Consider the following 17,674-nt stretch of genomic DNA (forward strand, 5'->3'; position numbering starts at 1 on the left):
CGGCTTGATACGGACGAGGTCTGCGATAAAACGGCGCCCGACTGACGCACAAGTAGTCCCCAAAGCCAGCTATAACTCGCGCGCGACACCGAACCGCGTTCATAGCGCACTCAAAAGCGCTCGCAAAGCTTCATATACTGGCGAAATTGCGACTTTTAGTGGCCGCGATACAAAGACGATGCGATGCGAAGACAAATCGCCGCGCAGGCACGGATACCGCTTCGAATCTACGGCGCGGGTATAAATTTCGCTTTCAAAATAGGGCTTCAAAAGCGCGAGCTCCGTCATGCGGTCTTAATCTGCCGCAGGCCCGCACCGCCCTCAAACGACATAAAATTTTGCCACGCCCTAAGCGCTCAAACCGCGCAACGCCCCAAGCCGAATTTCATCGCAGCGCATCGGCAAAATTTTGCGAAACGCCGTCGCCTAGCAACCCGCTAGCCCTTCTTTAGCTTCCTAAGCTCACGCAGAACCGCCGCTTTGTTCTTGCTATCTTTTAGCGCATCGTAGCACTGCGCGAGCAGCTCTAGCGCGTGAGCCAGAGCCTGCTTGTAAGCCGGCAGCTGCTGATATGCAAAAAGCGCCGCCGCATCGTCTCTCATCGCCGCGAAATGTCTCAGCGCCGCAGACGGATCGCCGCGTATCATCGCGATCTCGCCTAAAATTTCGTGTCCGTCGTAGCCCGAGTGCTCGTAGGCGGTGCCGCGCATGCTCTCGTAGAGCTTTACCGATCTGTTCGCGTAATCCTGCGCCGCGGCTAGATTTTTCTGCGCATAGCTCGCAGAAATTTTACTCGCGCCCGCCTCTTTGTAAATAGCCAAAAATTGTCGCGCGATCTGTAGATAAAGCCCGCCCGTATCGGGCTCCGTCGCATCCGAAAGCTCCGCTGCGGCAAGCAGATGCTCTAGCGCGGCGGCACACTCGCCCAGCCCCGCATACAGCTGCGCGTAATCCCGCGCGAGCGAAGCCCTACGCGCGCGCTCGTCCGATCCGTCCTCTATAAACGGGCGCAGATGCAAGCAGTGCGCCTCCCATTCGGCCAAATCTCGCAGTGCACGACGCTTGGGCTCGGGCGCCGGCTCATTCAAAGCGGAGCCAGCCTTAGCGCGCAGATACTCGCACGCGCCGCTAGCTCTGCCTTCGGCCTCGTAGGGATCGGGTGTGAGCGTTTGCAGTCGGGCGAAAATCTCCTCCGCACGCACGGGATCGCTCTGTAAAAACATAGTCCAAACAAACAGCGCCCGCCCATACTCGCGCACAGCGCCCTTACGATCGCCGCGAGCCTCGTAGATGCGCCCGAATGTATAAGCGCTCTCGTAATTTACGGCATCGGCATATATCTCCGCCACCCCGCTTTGCATGGAGCTCGCGTCCGTCGCTAGCGAGATCGCGGCGTCGGTATCGCCGCGCTGCAGCGCGATGCGCGCGCGGACAAATCTGCTAAAAATCCGCCCTACTTCGATGTGCTTTAGCTCGCTAAGCTCCTGTGCCCGCACGGCAAGCTCTTCGGCGCGAGAGATCTCTTTGGCAAGCAGCGCTCGATCGGCATTTTCTAGCAATCCCCAAATTTCGCGCATAGAAGACGCGGTGGAATTTTTAGTGGCGACATTCGCGGAGGCTGTGTTTTTTGGAGCGGAAATCTCGGACGGGGCGGGATTTTTGACGGCATTTCCTGCACCGGTATAATTTGCGACGTCCCCAGCGGAGGCACCGTTTGCGGCATGGGTGTTTTCGGCAGGCGGCGGGACCTGCGCGCAGGCCGCAAAAAACAAGCCGAGCGCGACGTAAGGTAAAATTTTCATAGGCGACCTTTGGAATTTTAGCCCGATTATAGCAAAACAAAGTTTAAATTCCGCGGCAGCGGAGCCTGCGTAGAGCGGATCGAGCCTAGATGAAATTTTAAAATTCTGCCGAGCGACATTAGTAAGCCACGCAAGTTTGGGCGCGGGCTTGCGTACGGCTCGATAGCAAAATTAGAAATCGCGTGAGTTTTGAGGCTTAGCGCGGCTCGGTATGACTTGATGCGAACGGGGGCCGCGATAAAACAGCACCCAAGGCTATCTCTTGCATGCGCCCGCCTACGCTCACTCGCACAGATGACAGCTCTTTAAACGGCGAGTTTGAAATTTTAAAATTTAGCGTAGCCGCAACGATATTAAATTTAAACGCTGCGTAAGCGTAGCAGGTCAAGTAAGGTCTTTTATCAAGCCGCCCGCGACAAAAGTCATATCGGACGTTTGAACGCACGCGGCTGCAAAAGCTGCAATGAAATTTGGAAAAATTCCGAAGAATTAGAAAAAATTGAAGCTACTTAACGCTCGCCGTTAAGACTTCCGCTCCCTTTCTCTCTTTAAATTCCGCTTCAGAAAGACCATTATTAGCGCATTTGCGCTACTACTTTCAGAAATTTGATCATTTTAGTTTTTACTTTGCTCAAAGCCCAAAGAAGCGTTTCTGCAATCTTTGTCAACCTTTTCGCTTCTGCGTTCCATTTTTTTGCATTCAGCAATACGTTCTTTAGCTATTTGCGGATTTTCCTTAAAATAAGAAATTGTTCTCGGTTCATCCTCTCCGCATCCGGCAAGACCCAAACCTACGATAGCCATAAGGCTCAACAAAAAAATTCGTCTCATTTTTTCTCCTTTTAAATGGTGCCTAATTGTATATTTATTAAACTTAATTTTCGTTTTTTATATTGTCTTTTAAAGCAGAATAAATTCTCGGGCGGCGCAAACCGCCCGAAACGTAGCCCGAAGTACCGCGTTAAGCCTTACTGCTCGTAAAAGCCGCTCGGTTTAGAGATCGTGTCGATGTAGATGTTTTTGGTCTGGGTGTAGTGATCCAGGATCATCTTGTGCGTCTCGCGACCGATGCCCGATTCTTTGTAGCCGCCAAACGGCGCGCCGGCGTGGATCTGGTTGTAGGTATTGACCCACACGCGACCCGTCTCAAGCAGGCGTGCGACCGTGAGCGCTTTTGCGATGTCGCGCGTAAATACGGCGCCGCCTAGTCCGTAGAGGCTGTCGTTCGCCATGCGGACGAGCTCGTCTTGATCTTTAAATTTAATCACGACGCCCACAGGACCGAAGATCTCCTCTTGCGCGACTCGCATGTCGTTGCGTACGTCCACGAGTAGCGTAGGCTCTACGAAAGCCTCTCCCGCGCTATGTCGCTTGCCGCCCACGGCGATCTTAGCGCCCTCTTCTACGCCGATTTTTACATACTCTAAAATTTTATCGGCTTGCTTTTTGTTGATCTGGCATCCCATCTGAGTGTTCGGATCGAGCGGATCGCCCACCTTGATGCGCTTAAATTTCTCCACGAGCGCCGGTACGAATTTATCGTAGATGCCCTCCTGCACGAAGATCCTACTTCCCGCGCAGCAGACCTGGCCTTGGTTGAAAAGAATTCCCAGCTGCACGCCGTCGATCGCAACGTCGAAGTCGCAATCGTCAAAGATGATATTTGCGCTCTTGCCGCCAAGCTCAAGCGTAGCAGGGATGATCTTTTGCGCTGCGGCTAGCGCGATGCCTCTGCCGACCTCGGTCGAGCCAGTGAATGCAAGCTTATCGAGCCCTTTGTGAGTACGGACGAACTCGCCTGCCTTGCTTCCCTTGCCGGTTACGACGTTGATGACGCCCTTTGGAAGCAGCGGCGCGATTAGGCGGATGAACTCCAAAATGCTAAGGCTGGTTTCGGAGCTTGGCTTAAATACGCACGTATCGCCCGCGGCAAGTAACGGAGCGAGCTTCCACGCGCCCATCAAAAACGGGAAATTCCACGGCACGATCTGTCCTACTACGCCGATCGGCTCGCGTAAAACGACGGATAGATAGCGCTCTTTTAACATATTGGCGCTGCCCTCCTCGCCCAAGATCACGCCCGCAAAATAGCGGAAATGCTCGATCGACCACGCTACGTCGACCGCGCGCGTCTCGCGGATCGGCTTGCCGTTGTCGATAGTCTCTACGGTCGCGATAAACTCGGCGTTTTGCTCTAAGACGTCGGCGATCTTATTTAGCAGCGCGCTGCGCTCATAAACGCTGGTGCGACGGAAGCTCTCAAACGCCTTGCGCGCCGCGGCGACCGCTCTATCGACGTCCGCCTTGCTAGCATCTGCGATCTTTGAAATTTTCTCGCCAGTAGCGGGATTAAAAACGTCTAGACTCGCGCCACCTTCGGCATCGACGAACTCGCCGTCGATGAAAAGCTTATAGCTTGGTTGGATTGTAGCCATGCTTACTCCTTACGTGAAATATGACATTTAATATTATATATCCGCGGCGATTAATGCGGCATAAATTTCGGAGCGAAAATCGGTTAAAATTTTGTGGTGTGTAAATTTGAGAAGTAGCGCGGCGTGCGCGAAATTTTAAAATTTGATCTGCGCGCGCGATACGTGGGCTTTTGAGCAGTTTAGAAGCGGCGTGAAATTTAAGTCGTCGCGAGCGATGAAATTTCAAAAGGTAACGTTTATGAAACGAGAGCGGGAATTTGGCTGCGTGAAATTTTAGAATTCGGCTTTGCTAAATTTTGAAATTCGGTTGCGTTAAAATTTTAAAATTTGGCTCCGTCGGAATTTTGAATTCGGCTTCGTTAAAATTTTGAAATTTTGTAAGGTAAAATTTTAGAAACATTTTGCGGAATAAATTTCTAAAACTATCTTTGGCGGAGCGGGCGAGCGGTTTAAATTACGACGTACGGCGATCGGATCTGCGATTGTGCTTCAAACTATAGCCTGCCCATAAAATTTTAAAATTTTGTGGAGTAAAATTTCTAAAATATTTTTGAGATAAAATTTCTAAAACTATCTTTCGCGCAAGCTTTGCAAGCCCATAACGCTTGCTTGTAAGGCTCCGCTTGGTACGGGCGACATCCGAGCAAGACGAAAGTGCGGCGCCGAAAGCAGCCGCAAGCGTTTCGCAGAAGCAGATACAGGCGGCGCATACCCGCTTTCGCTCGTAGCTTCTCGATCACAGAGGGCACAACCGCTCCGGCGCGCAACTCGGAATGGGGGGGGGGGGGGGTAACTGTTCGCGCGGCTCGTGTGCACAGCTTCGGACGCAGAAGTGCAACCACTCTAGCGCAATCGGACGTAGGGAAGATAGCTATTCACCGCGGCTCGTGCACAACTCATACTCAGGAGCGCAATCGCCCGCACCGCAATTTAGACACAGTGATCCAACTGCTCGCGCTACGGCTCGCGACCCGTTTGAGCGCAGGGGAGGACAACCGCTCTGCGTGTATCAGGCTTATTCAAGCCAAAAAATCGAACCGGGTATACGAAATCTCCGTCCCCGCAAAAGCCGTGTTCAGACTTTTTTAGCCGAGAGATCAAACCGCTAAAATTTTAAAATTTAGGCTCGAAAAAGGTATCTTCGTGGATGTTGGCGAAGGCGGCTTGCAGGCTGATAAAAAACCTCGGATGGGCCTTTTCGTACTGCGCCAAAAGCTCCTTCGTAGCGGCGCGAGCGGTGGGTTCCTTGCCGCCGTATTGCCTCGCGGGACAGACCTCCTCCTCGCGCATAATCGGAAGCTCGTTATCTCTGGCGCAGGCTGCGATTTGACGCTCGCGCGTGAGAATGAACGGGCGGATGATCACAAGCCCGTTTTCGGCGACATAGCGCGGAGCGAGAGTTCGAAGCGCGCCGTTGAAGGTAAAATTCATAAAAAAGCTCTCCGCAGCGTCGTCGAGGTGGTGGGCGATGGCGATCTTATTAAAGCCGTGCTCAAGCGCGTAGGAGTAAATGTATCCGCGCCTCATACGCGAGCAAAAACTGCAAAACGTGGTGTTCGCGCGGATTTTTTTCTTTCCGAATTCAAAAATTTTAGTATCGATTATCTCGTAGGGGATCTCGTGCTCTTTAAAATGGGCGCTTATCTCGCGCAGATCCTCGCCGATACCGTAGGTGACGGTGGCAGCTCGAAACTCCCAATCTAACGGGCTTACGCTTTGGAAGTGCTTCAGCACGTGCGCCAAACTCATGCTGTCCTTACCGCCACTAAGAGCTAGTAAAATTTTATCGCCGCACTCGAACATCTTGTATTTGGCGTTGGTTTGTCCGACGCGGCGCAGTAGTTTTTTGGAGAGGTTTATCATAACCTTTCGATCATTTTTAGGACGAAATTTGCGCTCGTTTGCGCGCTTTTTACCATAAACTCGTCAAAATCGAACTCGGCTTTGTGTCCCGCCTCGTCGCTTATTGCGCGCAGCACGCAAAACGGCACGCCCAGCGCGTCGCATACCTGCGCTACGCTCGCTCCCTCCATCTCGACCGCGCTCGCATCAAACGTCCGCTCGATCCAGCTCTTGCGCTCCTCGCCGCTTACGAACTGATCGCCGCTAGCGATGATGCCCGATTTTAGCGTGATGCCTAGCTGCTCGGCGACGCTTTGCGCGATGGAATTTAGCTTCGCATCGGTTTGAACCGAAATTTTACTTCCCGGCACGAATCCGTGCGGATGCCCAAACGCCGTGATATCCAGATCGTGCTGCACGAGCGAGGTAGCGTATAAAATTTCGCCGATTTTAATGCCGCGCTTCAAAGCCCCCGCAACGCCCGTAAAAATGAGCGCGCGCGCGCCGAATTTCTCGATCATAACCGTAGCGGTCAGGGCGGAATTTACCTTGCCGATCTTCGAATATGCGATCACAAGATCGTGGCCGTTAAGCTTAGCGGCGTAGAATTTATTATTCGCGTGCTCCACAGCTTCCACGCTCACGCCCCGCTCGCGCAGCGCGGATAGCAGCGGCTCGATCTCTTCGGGCATGGCGCCTAAGATCGCAACTTTCATCCATTCTCCTTTGCAAATTTTACAAACTCGTCTAGGCTCGCAAGATCCGTGATGCTGAAGGTCGGCTTTTGCGTGATCTTTTTGTTTATCCCTTTTAAAACCGCCGCGCCGAACTCGACGAAGCAGTCCGTCTCGCCCTCATAATTTTTGATGCTTTGCTTGTAAAGTACGGGGCCGATAAGCTGGGCTTTCAGCAGCTCTAGCGCTTCGGATTTCGTCGTGTATGCGCGCGCCGTAGCATTAGCGACGACGGGGGCAAAGCTCTCTTTTAGCGCGGGGCGTAAAAATTCCAAAAGCTCGTCGCTGGCGCTTTGTAGCATAGGGCAGTGGCTCGCGACGCTCATATTCAGTAGCATTGCGCGCTTTGCACCCGCGGCTTTAAACTCGCCCTCAAGCGCTGCGAGATCATCTTTTTTGCCAGCGACCACGATCTGCCCGTCGCAGTTATAATTCGCCGCCCAAACCTGCTTGCCTGCGCTCGTCGCATCCGCGCAAATTTTTTCAACCGCCTCGTCGGCAAGAGCCAAGATCACCATCATTCCGGCACCTTTGCCCTCGCAGGCGCTCTGCATAAGCCTGCCGCGAATATTTACTAGCTTTAGCATCTGCTTCGGCTCCATGCCTCCCGCAGCGCTTAGCGCGCTAAACTCGCCCAGCGAATGTCCGAGTAAAAACTGCGGAGCGATGTTAAGCTTTTCTTGATCCGCTCTTTCTTGCAGCGCCGCAAGCGCCATCATAGAATTTAATGCAATCGCGGGTTGCGTAAATTCCGAAACGTCGAGCTTATCGCTAGGCTCAAACAGTAAATTTTTAAAATCAATGTCGGTAAAGTCTGAAGCCTCATCCAAAAGCGCGCACGCAGAGGCGGAGTTCTCATAAAACTCCCTGCCCATGCCTACGCTTTGGCAGCCCTGCCCCGGGAAGATAAAAGCAAATTTCATAAAAAAGTCCTAATGCTCGTGATGGTGTCCGCCGCAGCACTCGTGATCTTTCCCGTGATCGTGACCTCCGCAGCATTCATGACCGTCTGCATGCCCATGGCCTCCGCAGCATTCATGATCTCCCGCGTGATCGTGCCCGTGCCTGCCGCAACACTCGTGCCCCTCGTGATGATGGTCGTGTCCGCAGCCGCAGCTGTGCGCGCCCTCCGGCTGTCCGGTAAGAATTTCGTCCGCCGTCGCTTCGCGGTTCTCGACGATTTTTATATTAAATTCCAGTTCCTTGCCCGCATATGGGTGGTTAAAGTCGATAGTAACGTCCTGCTCGCCGATAGCTTTGACGCTCACGCGGGTAGTCGCGCCGTCCTCCGCCTGACCGAAAAGCTCCATGCCTACCGCCAGATCGATACCCGCAAACTGCTCTTTAGGTAGGATCTGCACGGCGTCCTGCTTATACTCGCCGACCCCGTCGCTCGGGCTTATGCGAACAGTTTTGCTCTCGCCCGCTTGTAGATTTAAAATTTCATCTTCCAGCTTTTGGATGATTTGATCTTTGCCACTAAGAAAGGCGATCGGGTCGGAGTTTAAATTTGACTCTAAAATTTCGCCGGTTTTGCCGTCTTTTAGCTCATAATACATCTTTATAACTCGGTTGTTAGCCATAGCTTTCTCCTGTTTAAAATTTTATTCTTGAGTTTGTATTTAAATTTAGGTTATCTAGTGGGCGCAGCTTTAGCTTCTTTGGAATCTGGGTATGAAGCCTTTAGCGCTTTGTAGAATTTATTTGCGCTGTCTTTATCGCCGATCTTATCGAAGCTGATCGCGGTGTGATAGAGGAGCTTTGGGGTGTAGTCTTGGCTCTCGTTGTGTGAAATACTCTTTTTGTAATAGTTTATCGCTTCTGCGTATAAGCCGGAAAAATATGAAATTTCGCCCAGCATATAGTTTGCCTTAGCGGGCTTGTAATTTTTAGATACTAAATAATTGTAGCGCTCTTTTGCGCCCGAATAGTCTTTTTTGGCGTATAAAGTGTCAGCCTCTTTTAATACTGAAGCTTGATCTTTTGATTTAAAATCGGAATCTGATTTTGTACTAGCAGGGACTGAAGCAGTGCCTGCGTCTAATTCAGCGTTTTTTTTTACGCTGCTGCCGCTACCTAATTTTTTATTAATTTCAGCAATTTGGGCTTTTATAGTAGCGATGTCTCGTTTCATCTGATCTAGCTCGCTGTTACCTTGGCTCTTGCCCGTAGTACGAATTTCTAGATCCGCCACCCTGTTTTCCAAGTTCGAAATTTTAGAATTTGTTCCTTCAAGGACGCTTCGCAAACCTTCGACACTCTCGCGTGTATTATCTACACTAGTTTGCATCTCGCTTATACGCTTGCGATTATCGCGCAATACTTGTTCGTTTTCAGTTAACCCGTAAGAGCTGCCTGAATCAATATTGCCAGCATCAAATGCGGAAGTTTCTGCATTTAAAAAAGTGGCAGCTCCCAAAAGAGCCGCCACCGTGAAATTTTTAAATTTCAAATTAGAATCCAACTTTGAATTCGTCGCGTCTGTTTTGAGCGTCGCACTCTTTAGAATGCTCTGTGCAAGCCATATTGCTCTCACCGTAGCTTACTACGGAAATTCTGCTCTCATTTACGCCTTGAGCAACTAATGCGTCTTTAGCTGCAGTAGCTCTCTTTAGACCAAGAGCATAGTTGTACTCATCAGAACCCCACTCATCGCAGTTACCCTCAACTTTGACGGTTAGAGACTCTGCGCCTGCTTGGTTGAATAGAGCTGCGTTATTATTGATTGTGCCTTGCTGATCGGCTCTAATATTAAATTTATCAAAGTCGAAATAAACAGTGCCAACTTCACTTTGGATCTGAGATGCCAAAGCAGCTAGTCTATCTGCATCACTTGTGCTTGTAGTATCGGCCTCTGGGGTCTTTTTAGAACAACCGCTCAATAATAGAGCAGCAACTGCTATCGAAGATAAAACTAAATGTTTCATTTTCTATCCTTTCAAAAAAAATTGAAGTCATTATATCACGAGATTTTTTAATATTTTACCAATCAACCGATTGAATTTTACCCACTCTTAACGGAAATTGGAAACTTTTATTCTCGTTAACTCTGATAATACCTACCGAGCTTCCGCTGCCGTCTTGCCTGATAAACATAATGCTGCCACCATCGCTAGAAAATCTAGGAAACATATTTTTGCCACTAGCCGTTAACTGGCGAATCATATCGGTTTGAGTAGAGATTAAATATATATTAAATCCGCCCCCGCCGTCGCGACTAGAGTAAGTAACGTAATTGCCATTTGTGCTGATGGAGTTGTTATTTTTGCCGTGATAGACGAGCTGCTGAACGTTGCCGCCATTTATGCTAGTGGCGAATACGTTTGGATAACCCAGACGATCGCTAACAAAAGCCACGCGCGAATCGCCGTCGATAAAATTTCCATTTACATCAATGCCAGCGTAATCGGTAATTTGCTTAGCGCTGCCCGAAGCTATATCATATAAATAAATATCGGGTTGATCTTTAGGCGCGTTCGTAATAAGTAGCTTTCTGCCGTCGGCGCTTACATCTGAAGCTATTGTCATGCCGTGACCGGTAAAAATTTTACTTTTGCTGCCATTGGATAGATTAAATTTATAGATAGCAGGGGTATTTTTATTGACGTAGTAGGTGTAATAAAATTCGTTCTGTGCGGCGCTCGCCCATTTAGGGAAGATATTTAATCCGCCGCGAAGCACCACCTGCTGGTAGGTAAGCGTATAGTCAGCTACCATAATCTCGCTCTCACGCGTCGAAGTGTAGCGAGAGAGCAAAATCATCTCCTTCATCCAATCGACGTTTGAATACCCTAGCTGCTTGACTATCTCAGATACCGCCATATGTGCTAAAAACGGATATTTCTCGGCATTTGAAAGCGTAAAGCTCTTCTCGTACATCACCCTGCCACTGTTCGCTTCGAGCACTTTGGCTTTTAGGCTCATCGGCGAGCTTTTATCACTTACCGCGTAGCGCACGATCAAAGCGGCACCGCTAGAGCCTAGATTATCGGAAGCGCCCGCTTCATAGCTGCTTTGTAGATACTCGTCGCTGACTTCAAAAGTCGCGCCGACCTTGAGATCGCCCACCATAAGTTTAAAGAATTTGTTGCCAAATTCTGAATTTGCAAGGTTTGATGCATCTTGAACGACGATTTTAGGTAGATTTACCCCTTCGTTTACGATAGACATAGTCGCATCTGCCGCGAAAACGCTACTACAAAATACAAGAATCAAAAGTAGTTTCTTCATCTTTTCTCCTTAAATTTAATTTGCTACGTCGGATAATACCATTTCAAATGTATGAGATTTATTATCCGGTGCTTTTGGAAAGCTTCGCTTAGGAAGCTCATCTAAAAATTTCCTTAGCTTTTGGTTAAATTCTGTGCTACGCCCAAGCTCTAAAATTTGATAATTTAAAACTCGTCCATTGCTGCTAAATTCTATGCGGACTCTAGCCTCATCGGAAATACCTGCTTGATACTCTGTCCATAGAGCTTGCAATTTAGACGCCATCTGCGAAAAATAAGCATCTAGCTCCTTTGAAATTTGAATTTTACCAGATTTTTGCGAAACGGAATTTCTTTCATAAGTAAAATTCTGCTCCGAATCCGCCGCAAAAAGCATACAGCCAAACGCAAAAATACAAAAAAGTCTCTTCACTCTTTTCCTTACAAAATTCTAATTTGTCTTCATCACGTCGGACATCGTAGTTTCAATATCGTGCGACGCTCCGTCTGGAGACTTCGGGAAAGTTTGAGTCGTTAGATTATCTAAAAAATCTCGCAACTTCTGGTTAAATTCCGTCTCACGCCCCATTTCTAGAATTTTATAATCCACGACTCGTCCGTCCGCGCCAAGGATTATCCTAATTCTCGCATCATCTTTCGTAGTTGCGACGTATCTACTCCACAAAACTTGAAGCCTTTTCCCGATAGCACCGTAATAAGCGTTATACTCGCCCGTCCTTTGCGTCCTGCCGCCAAGCTTATCGGATTTTACGACAGCATTTTTAGATGCCGCTTTATCCTTAGCACTAGAGGTAGCGGTTTCTTTATCAGACTTTTTATTACTCTGAACGGCGTCGCTAGTTTTGGCACTTTGCTCAACTTTTTTCATATCAATACCACCAAAAAGATCGCTCAAGCTCGGTTTTTCCTCTTTTTTTGGCTCCGGCTTAGCTTCCTCTTTTTTCTCTACTACTTTTTCGGAAGGTTTATCTTCCAACTTAGGCTCGGGCTCCTCTTTTTTGGGCTCAGCTTTAGGCTCGTCCTTTTTAGGTTCCGGTTTTGGCTCTTCCTTTGGCTTTTCGGGCTCTTTCGGCTTCGCCTGCACCGGAGGTGGCGGAACTACTTGTGCCGTAGTCTTAATTTTATCCTCCGGCACATCCTTCACATTCTTATTTTCAAACTCGCCTTGCTTTGTTTCTTTAGCGATTTCAGGCGCGGACGGAAGTTTATCATCTATTTCGAAATCAAAAGTAACATCCATATAATCGTTGGGATTGTCAGTATATTTTTTAAATTTTTCCTGCGGCTTTGAAATTTGATATAAAAGAACAAAAATCACCAGCAGATAGGCAAAAAGAGCGATTAAAAACGATTTGAAATTATCGTATTTAACCCCCGTAAAATTTGAATAATTAGCCATTTGTTTGAAGTGCGACTTTTGTAAAACCCGCCTGCTTTAGGCTCTTTAAAACAAACATTACATCGTCGTAAACGAGTCTCTTATCGGCTTGGATATAGACGGGTTTTTCCAAGCTATACTTGCCGGTGCCTTTAAGCAATACGAGATTATCCGGGAATTCTGCCAGGTTCATCGAGCTTTTATCGATATAAACCTTGCGATCTTCGCCGATACGCACAAGCAAGAATTCCGCGGTATTTTCCGAAACCTGTGCTTTTGAGCCACTAGGCAGTTCAATCTTTTCATCGTAGATAATCGCCGTTTGCGCGACCATTAAAATCGCTAGCAAAACAAGCATAATATCGACGAGCGGAGTGATATTTAACTCTGGATTTTCGTCGAAATTATACATTAAATAGCTTTTCCAGTGTTTGCTTTAAATAGCAAAATATCTGCCGTACGATTTATGATGCTCATAACTTCGTATGCTTTGCGTTTTATAAGTAAGCTGAAGGTGTATGCAGGGATCGCTACAAAAATTCCACATCCTGTGGCAACCAGCGCCTCACTGATCGCAGGAGCGATAGTATCGATGCCTGAATTTCCGCCGCCAAGCTTGGAAAATGTGTGAAGTATGCTAACAACTGTACCGAACAGCCCGATAAACGGCGAAGTAGAGGCGACGATAGATAGCCAAGTAAGTCCGCTAGTGGAGTCACGTTCGGCTTTGCCTTTATAAATTTCCAAGGCTTCTTTTGAAATTTTATCGGTATTTACTTTTTGGAAAATAGAGCCCGAAAGCGAAATCCTACCGCCCATCAGCAAGGATTCGAGTGCCTTTGCTTCGCGGTGTTGCCACGCACTAAGCCCTACAAATCTGGAGATCAAAATCGTAAAAGTGACGATAAAATAGACGGATAACCAAGAAAGCACGAATATCGTAATAAACGTGCTTCTCGTAAAATAACTTAAAATTAGATCTAGCATATTTAACTTTGCCTTGCGAATTCGTCAACTCTAGCCATTATCGCTGCGGAATTTGCCGCATCAGAGCTAATGGACGCAAGCATATCTTTAGCGCGCTGCAAAGACTTCGCTACGGCGCTTTCGCTATCGCCTCCGATAGCTACGGCTTGAGTGGCTAGGATAGTAGTTTTTTCTTCGGTAACTTCCAAAAATCCGTCGTTTACCAAAACAAGCTGCTTTTTGCCGTCTTTATCTACGATCTCAACGACTCCGCCTTCGCTTTTATCTTTAAGCCCCGTTAGCAAGCTCGCATGCCCCGGCAAAATACCCATTTCGCCAGTAATGCCGGGGAGTTGAACGGATTTGACTTCGCCCGAAAAGACCATCCCTTCGGGCGTAACGATATCTAAAAGCAAAAATTCTTTCATCTTAAAATTCCTATGCTTTCATCTTTTCGGCTTTTGCTACTACCTCGTCGATATTTCCCACCATATAAAAGGCATTCTCCGGCAGATCGTCGTATTTGCCCTCTAAAATTCCCTTAAATCCAGCGATAGTCTCCTCTAGCGAGATATATTTGCCCGGACTTCCGGTAAATACCTCGGCTACGAAAAACGGCTGAGATAGATAGCGCTCGATCTTTCTAGCACGCTCGACTACGAGCTTGTCTTCTTCGCTAAGCTCGTCCATACCCAAAATCGCGATAATGTCTTGCAAATCTTTGTATTTTTGAAGCACTGCCTGGACGCCGCGAGCGACCTTGTAATGCTCCTCACCGATGATTTGCGGATCAAGCATTCTTGAGGTCGAATCAAGTGGGTCAACGGCAGGATAAATTCCTTTTTCGGCAATCGCTCTGTTTAAAACGGTCGTCGCATCAAGGTGCGCGAAAACGGTCGCAGGAGCCGGGTCGGTAAGGTCGTCCGCAGGCACATAAACGGCCTGAACGGAGGTGATAGAACCCTTCTTAGTAGAAGTAATGCGCTCTTGTAATTTACCCATTTCGCTAGCAAGCGTAGGCTGATAACCGACCGCGGACGGAATTCGTCCTAAAAGCGCGGACATCTCTGAGCCCGACTGCGAGAAACGGAAGATATTATCGATAAACATCAAAACGTCAAGTCCTAGCTCGTCGCGGAAATACTCGGCCATCGTAAGACCGGTTAGCGCAATGCGATTTCTCGCCCCCGGCGGCTCATTCATCTGACCGTAGGTTAAGGCGACTTTATCCAAAACGCCCGATTCTTTCATCTCGTTATAAAGGTCGTTTCCCTCTCTCGTTCGCTCGCCAACGCCCGCAAATACGGAGTAACCGCTGTGTTTGAAAGCGACGTTGTGAATCAGCTCCATGATGATGACGGTCTTGCCGACGCCAGCACCGCCGAATAGGCCTACCTTGCCGCCCTTCGCGTAAGGGGCTAGCAGATCGACTACCTTAATGCCGGTTTCAAAAATTTCACTCTTCGTGCTTTGATTTTCAAAGCTAGGCGGATCTCTGTGAATGGACCAGCGAGTTTCAAATTTTTCATCCTCGCCTTCGTCGATCAGATCGCCTGTGACGTTAAAAATTCTGCCCAAAACCTTCTCGCCCACTGGCACCGTAATAGGCGCACCCAAAGCGACGGCCTCAAGCCCTCGCCTAAGTCCATCGCTCATATCCATAGCGATCGTGCGGACGCGATTGTCTCCAAGGTGCGCGGCTACCTCTAGGATCAGCCTACGATGAGCGCCTTCGACGTCAAATTTAACCTCGATAGCTTCGTTAATCTTCGGTAAATAGTCCTTGAAATCGACATCGACCACAGGACCCATTACCTGAGAAATTATTCCTTTCATCCGTTTTCCTTTCATTTCATTGATTCGACGCCGCTTATGATCTCGATAAGCTCAGTCGTGATAGAGCCTTGTCTGGCTTTGTTATATGCTAAATTTAACTGCGACACGCGCTCTTTAGCGTTGTTCGTCGCATTTTCCATAGCGTTCATTCTAGAGCAGTGCTCCGCCGCTAAAGAGTCTATCAGTGCGTAATACATACTGTAGCTAAGATAGCTTTGGATTAAATTTAGCATCAATGTTTCTTCATCCTCAGGGCTTTCAACCTCTACTTCCAATGTAGATGTTTTTAAAGCGTCCTCGCTAATCGCAGGCTCACCGATCGGCACCAACGTATTTACCCGCATCTCTTGAGTAATCATATTTAAATAGCCATTGTGGACGAGTATGACTTCATCGGTTTTGCCTTCGTTAAAATCCTTGACCGCGGCTTGGACGATTTCATTAGCTTTCTCAGACGATGGAGATGAGCTCACGCCGATATATCGCTCCAAAAGCTCAACGCCTTGAAAATCAAAATACTCTATCCCCTTTTTGCCGACGGCACGAAGGCGAACCTTGATCTTTTTCGCTTTAAGCTCCTCGATCAAAGCTTTGATCTTTTTGATGGTGTTGATATTAAAACCGCCGCAAAGCCCTTTATCTGCGGTGATAAACAGCAAATCAACCACCTTTACTTCCCGCGTGGTATCAAAAATTCTAAGTTTTTCGTCGTTGCCTGAATTATTGCCTACGTAATTTTTAACGCGCGCAGAAATTTCACCCAAGACCTCGTTAATCTTCACCGCATAAGCTCGCGAGCGCATCGCCGCTTCTTTAGTGTTTTTAAGCTTGACGTTGGAGACTAGCTTCATAGCTTTGGTAGTCTTCTCCGTATTTCTTACGCTTTTGATTTGAAGTTTTATATCCTTTAAATTTGCCATAATTTAGCCTTTTTAAGCGGCAAAGGTCGCTTTAAAGTCATTTAGAGCCTTGATTAAATTTTCTTCCAAATCCTTCTCGATGGTCTTTTTGCTTCTGATCTCTTCAAAAATCTCAGGGTATTTTGCCTCGATATACGGATAGAGCTCAGCTTCAAATTTGCCAATAGAGCTCGTAGGCACATCGTCCAAAAATCCGCGGCTTCCCGCAAAGATGATGACCACTTGATTTTCGACCGGAAGCGGCGAATAAGGAGGCTGTTTTAAAATTTCGACCATTCTTTGTCCGCGATCCAGCTGCTTACGGCTGCTCTCGTCCAAATCGCTCGCAAACTGCGCAAACGCCTGAAGCTCACGGTATTGAGCTAGATCTAGGCGCAAGGTTCCTGAGACCTTTTTGATCGCTTTAATCTGCGCGGAACCGCCGACGCGGCTAACCGAAAGACCTACGTTGATCGCAGGACGAATTCCTGAGTTAAATAGACCAGATTCTAGGAAAATTTGACCATCGGTGATGGAGATAACGTTTGTAGGGATATATGCCGAAACGTCGCCTGCTTGCGTCTCGATGATAGGAAGCGCCGTTAGGCTACCTGCACCGAGTGCATCGCTTAGCTTACTAGCACGCTCAAGCAAACGAGAGTGCAGGTAGAATACGTCGCCAGGATACGCCTCGCGTCCCGGTGGACGGCGCAAGATAAGCGACATCTCGCGATAAGCAACCGCGTGCTTGCTAAGATCATCGTAGATGATAAGCGCGTGGCGGGAGTTATCTCTGAAATACTCGCCCATAGTGCAGCCCGAATATGGCGCCAAGTATTGAAGTGCAGCCGCCTCGCTAGCACCCGCCGCAACTACGATCGTATAATCCATCGCACCGTACTCTTCAAGCTTTTTAACGACTTGCGCGACGGTAGATTGCTTCTGGCCGATTGCTACATATATGCAGATGACGTCTTGGCCCTTTTGATTGATGATGGTATCAACAGCAACGGTGGTTTTTCCTGTTTGGCGGTCGCCGATGATGAGCTCGCGCTGTCCGCGACCGATCGGCACTAGCGCGTCTATCGCTTTAAGACCGGTTTGAAGTGGCTCGTGAACGGATTTACGAGCCATGATGCCTTTGGCCTTTTCTTCGACAAATCTAGTATCGCTGGTCTCTATCGCGCCTTTGCCGTCGATCGGCTCGCCTAGGGCATTTACTACGCGACCTATTAGAGCATCACCTACCGGAACGCGCAAAAGCTTACCCAGTCTTTTAACGCTACTACCTTCGTTAATACCACTAGTATCGCCTAAAATAACGATGCCGACACTGCTCTCCTCTAAATTTAACGCGATACCACGAGCTCCGTTTTCGAATTCGACCATCTCGTTAGCCATTACGTTTTTTAAGCCGTAAACATTAGCAACGCCGTCTGCGACCGAAACGACCTTACCGGTTTCTTCGATATCAACGCTAAGATCGAAATTTTCGATTCGCTCTTTGATTATGCTGCTGATTTCGTCTGCCTTAATTTTCGCACCCACGCTTT

Annotated in this window: 18 protein-coding genes; all 18 read right to left on the reverse strand. The window is 48.4% G+C overall.

The features are described from left to right. Positions 1–437: 437 nt before the first annotated feature. The 18 genes from Q0323_RS01570 to atpA all read right to left on the reverse strand — a co-directional run bounded on the left by Q0323_RS01570 (position 438) and on the right by atpA (position 17,669). A complete protein-coding gene (locus tag Q0323_RS01570; protein ID WP_298050819.1) occupies positions 438–1,802 on the reverse strand; it encodes a hypothetical protein in 1,365 nt (454 codons plus the stop codon). A 615-nt stretch (positions 1,803–2,417) separates the two neighbouring features. Continuing rightward, complete coding sequence (locus Q0323_RS01575) at positions 2,418–2,633, reverse strand: EexN family lipoprotein (RefSeq protein ID WP_298050821.1); 216 nt, start codon at positions 2,631–2,633, stop codon at positions 2,418–2,420. A 137-nt stretch (positions 2,634–2,770) separates the two neighbouring features. Further along, entirely contained in the window at positions 2,771–4,237 is a 1,467-nt protein-coding gene (locus Q0323_RS01580) for an aldehyde dehydrogenase family protein (protein WP_298050823.1), read from the reverse strand. A gap of 1,113 nt (positions 4,238–5,350) precedes the next feature. Then, positions 5,351–6,100 (reverse strand): ATP-binding protein, encoded by a 750-nt coding sequence (locus tag Q0323_RS01585; RefSeq protein ID WP_298050826.1) that lies wholly within the window; start codon positions 6,098–6,100, stop codon positions 5,351–5,353. Continuing rightward, on the reverse strand, positions 6,097–6,795 hold the full coding sequence (locus Q0323_RS01590; RefSeq protein WP_298050828.1) for a 5'-methylthioadenosine/adenosylhomocysteine nucleosidase: 699 nt from the start codon (positions 6,793–6,795) through the stop codon (positions 6,097–6,099). Before Q0323_RS01590 ends, Q0323_RS01585 begins: the two co-directional genes overlap by 4 nt. Next, the gene (gene fabD, locus Q0323_RS01595) at positions 6,792–7,736 is read right to left on the reverse strand and encodes an ACP S-malonyltransferase (protein ID WP_298050831.1); all 945 of its coding nucleotides are present in this window, start codon (positions 7,734–7,736) and stop codon (positions 6,792–6,794) included. The genes Q0323_RS01590 and fabD overlap by 4 nt, the downstream gene beginning before the upstream one ends. 9 nt (positions 7,737–7,745) lie before the next feature. Beyond that, positions 7,746–8,396, reverse strand: coding sequence for a peptidylprolyl isomerase (locus tag Q0323_RS01600; RefSeq protein ID WP_298050833.1), 651 nt, complete (start codon positions 8,394–8,396; stop codon positions 7,746–7,748). A gap of 50 nt (positions 8,397–8,446) precedes the next feature. Further along, positions 8,447–9,265, reverse strand: coding sequence for a tetratricopeptide repeat protein (locus Q0323_RS01605; RefSeq protein WP_298050836.1), 819 nt, complete (start codon positions 9,263–9,265; stop codon positions 8,447–8,449). Between the two features lies 1 nt (position 9,266). Beyond that, a complete protein-coding gene (locus Q0323_RS01610; RefSeq protein ID WP_177389412.1) occupies positions 9,267–9,740 on the reverse strand; it encodes an OmpA family protein in 474 nt (157 codons plus the stop codon). Between the two features lie 55 nt (positions 9,741–9,795). Beyond that, on the reverse strand, positions 9,796–11,043 hold the full coding sequence (gene tolB, locus Q0323_RS01615) for a Tol-Pal system protein TolB (protein WP_298050837.1): 1,248 nt from the start codon (positions 11,041–11,043) through the stop codon (positions 9,796–9,798). Positions 11,044–11,058: 15 nt separating this feature from the next. After that, a complete protein-coding gene (locus tag Q0323_RS01620) occupies positions 11,059–11,454 on the reverse strand; it encodes a TonB C-terminal domain-containing protein (protein WP_298050839.1) in 396 nt (131 codons plus the stop codon). An 18-nt stretch (positions 11,455–11,472) separates the two neighbouring features. After that, a complete protein-coding gene (locus tag Q0323_RS01625; RefSeq protein ID WP_298050842.1) occupies positions 11,473–12,441 on the reverse strand; it encodes a TonB C-terminal domain-containing protein in 969 nt (322 codons plus the stop codon). Continuing rightward, positions 12,434–12,832, reverse strand: a complete 399-nt coding sequence (locus tag Q0323_RS01630; protein ID WP_297943721.1) for a biopolymer transporter ExbD — start codon at positions 12,830–12,832, stop codon at positions 12,434–12,436. Before Q0323_RS01630 ends, Q0323_RS01625 begins: the two co-directional genes overlap by 8 nt. Then, positions 12,832–13,407, reverse strand: a complete 576-nt coding sequence (locus Q0323_RS01635) for a MotA/TolQ/ExbB proton channel family protein (protein ID WP_291938301.1) — start codon at positions 13,405–13,407, stop codon at positions 12,832–12,834. The genes Q0323_RS01630 and Q0323_RS01635 overlap by 1 nt, the downstream gene beginning before the upstream one ends. Positions 13,408–13,409: 2 nt before the next feature. Further along, entirely contained in the window at positions 13,410–13,814 is a 405-nt protein-coding gene (gene atpC, locus Q0323_RS01640) for an ATP synthase F1 subunit epsilon (RefSeq protein ID WP_291938303.1), read from the reverse strand. A 10-nt stretch (positions 13,815–13,824) separates the two neighbouring features. Beyond that, complete coding sequence (gene atpD / locus Q0323_RS01645) at positions 13,825–15,222, reverse strand: F0F1 ATP synthase subunit beta (protein WP_005869634.1); 1,398 nt, start codon at positions 15,220–15,222, stop codon at positions 13,825–13,827. 11 nt (positions 15,223–15,233) lie between these two features. Beyond that, a complete protein-coding gene (atpG, locus tag Q0323_RS01650; protein WP_297883338.1) occupies positions 15,234–16,142 on the reverse strand; it encodes an ATP synthase F1 subunit gamma in 909 nt (302 codons plus the stop codon). Positions 16,143–16,154: 12 nt separating this feature from the next. Continuing rightward, positions 16,155–17,669 (reverse strand): F0F1 ATP synthase subunit alpha, encoded by a 1,515-nt coding sequence (gene atpA / locus Q0323_RS01655; protein ID WP_005869639.1) that lies wholly within the window; start codon positions 17,667–17,669, stop codon positions 16,155–16,157. Positions 17,670–17,674: the final 5 nt, after the last annotated feature.

Source organism: uncultured Campylobacter sp. (assembly GCF_938030145.1).
In the GTDB taxonomy this organism is placed as follows: domain Bacteria; phylum Campylobacterota; class Campylobacteria; order Campylobacterales; family Campylobacteraceae; genus Campylobacter_B.

Excerpts from the sequence above, each read along its gene's own strand:
- atpG (WP_297883338.1), bottom strand. The coding sequence starts at position 16,142 with ATGGCAAATTTAAAGGATATAAAACTTCAAATCAAAAGCGTAAGAAAT.
- atpC (WP_291938303.1), bottom strand. The coding sequence starts at position 13,814 with ATGAAAGAATTTTTGCTTTTAGATATCGTTACGCCCGAAGGGATGGTC.
- Q0323_RS01635 (WP_291938301.1), bottom strand. The coding sequence starts at position 13,407 with ATGCTAGATCTAATTTTAAGTTATTTTACGAGAAGCACGTTTATTACG.
- Q0323_RS01610 (WP_177389412.1), bottom strand. The coding sequence starts at position 9,740 with ATGAAACATTTAGTTTTATCTTCGATAGCAGTTGCTGCTCTATTATTG.
- Q0323_RS01630 (WP_297943721.1), bottom strand. The coding sequence starts at position 12,832 with ATGTATAATTTCGACGAAAATCCAGAGTTAAATATCACTCCGCTCGTC.
- Q0323_RS01585 (WP_298050826.1), bottom strand. The coding sequence starts at position 6,100 with ATGATAAACCTCTCCAAAAAACTACTGCGCCGCGTCGGACAAACCAAC.
- Q0323_RS01600 (WP_298050833.1), bottom strand. The coding sequence starts at position 8,396 with ATGGCTAACAACCGAGTTATAAAGATGTATTATGAGCTAAAAGACGGC.
- atpD (WP_005869634.1), bottom strand. The coding sequence starts at position 15,222 with ATGAAAGGAATAATTTCTCAGGTAATGGGTCCTGTGGTCGATGTCGAT.
- Q0323_RS01580 (WP_298050823.1), bottom strand. The coding sequence starts at position 4,237 with ATGGCTACAATCCAACCAAGCTATAAGCTTTTCATCGACGGCGAGTTC.
- Q0323_RS01575 (WP_298050821.1), bottom strand. The coding sequence starts at position 2,633 with ATGAGACGAATTTTTTTGTTGAGCCTTATGGCTATCGTAGGTTTGGGT.
- Q0323_RS01625 (WP_298050842.1), bottom strand. The coding sequence starts at position 12,441 with ATGGCTAATTATTCAAATTTTACGGGGGTTAAATACGATAATTTCAAA.
- Q0323_RS01570 (WP_298050819.1), bottom strand. The coding sequence starts at position 1,802 with ATGAAAATTTTACCTTACGTCGCGCTCGGCTTGTTTTTTGCGGCCTGC.
- tolB (WP_298050837.1), bottom strand. The coding sequence starts at position 11,043 with ATGAAGAAACTACTTTTGATTCTTGTATTTTGTAGTAGCGTTTTCGCG.
- Q0323_RS01590 (WP_298050828.1), bottom strand. The coding sequence starts at position 6,795 with ATGAAAGTTGCGATCTTAGGCGCCATGCCCGAAGAGATCGAGCCGCTG.
- fabD (WP_298050831.1), bottom strand. The coding sequence starts at position 7,736 with ATGAAATTTGCTTTTATCTTCCCGGGGCAGGGCTGCCAAAGCGTAGGC.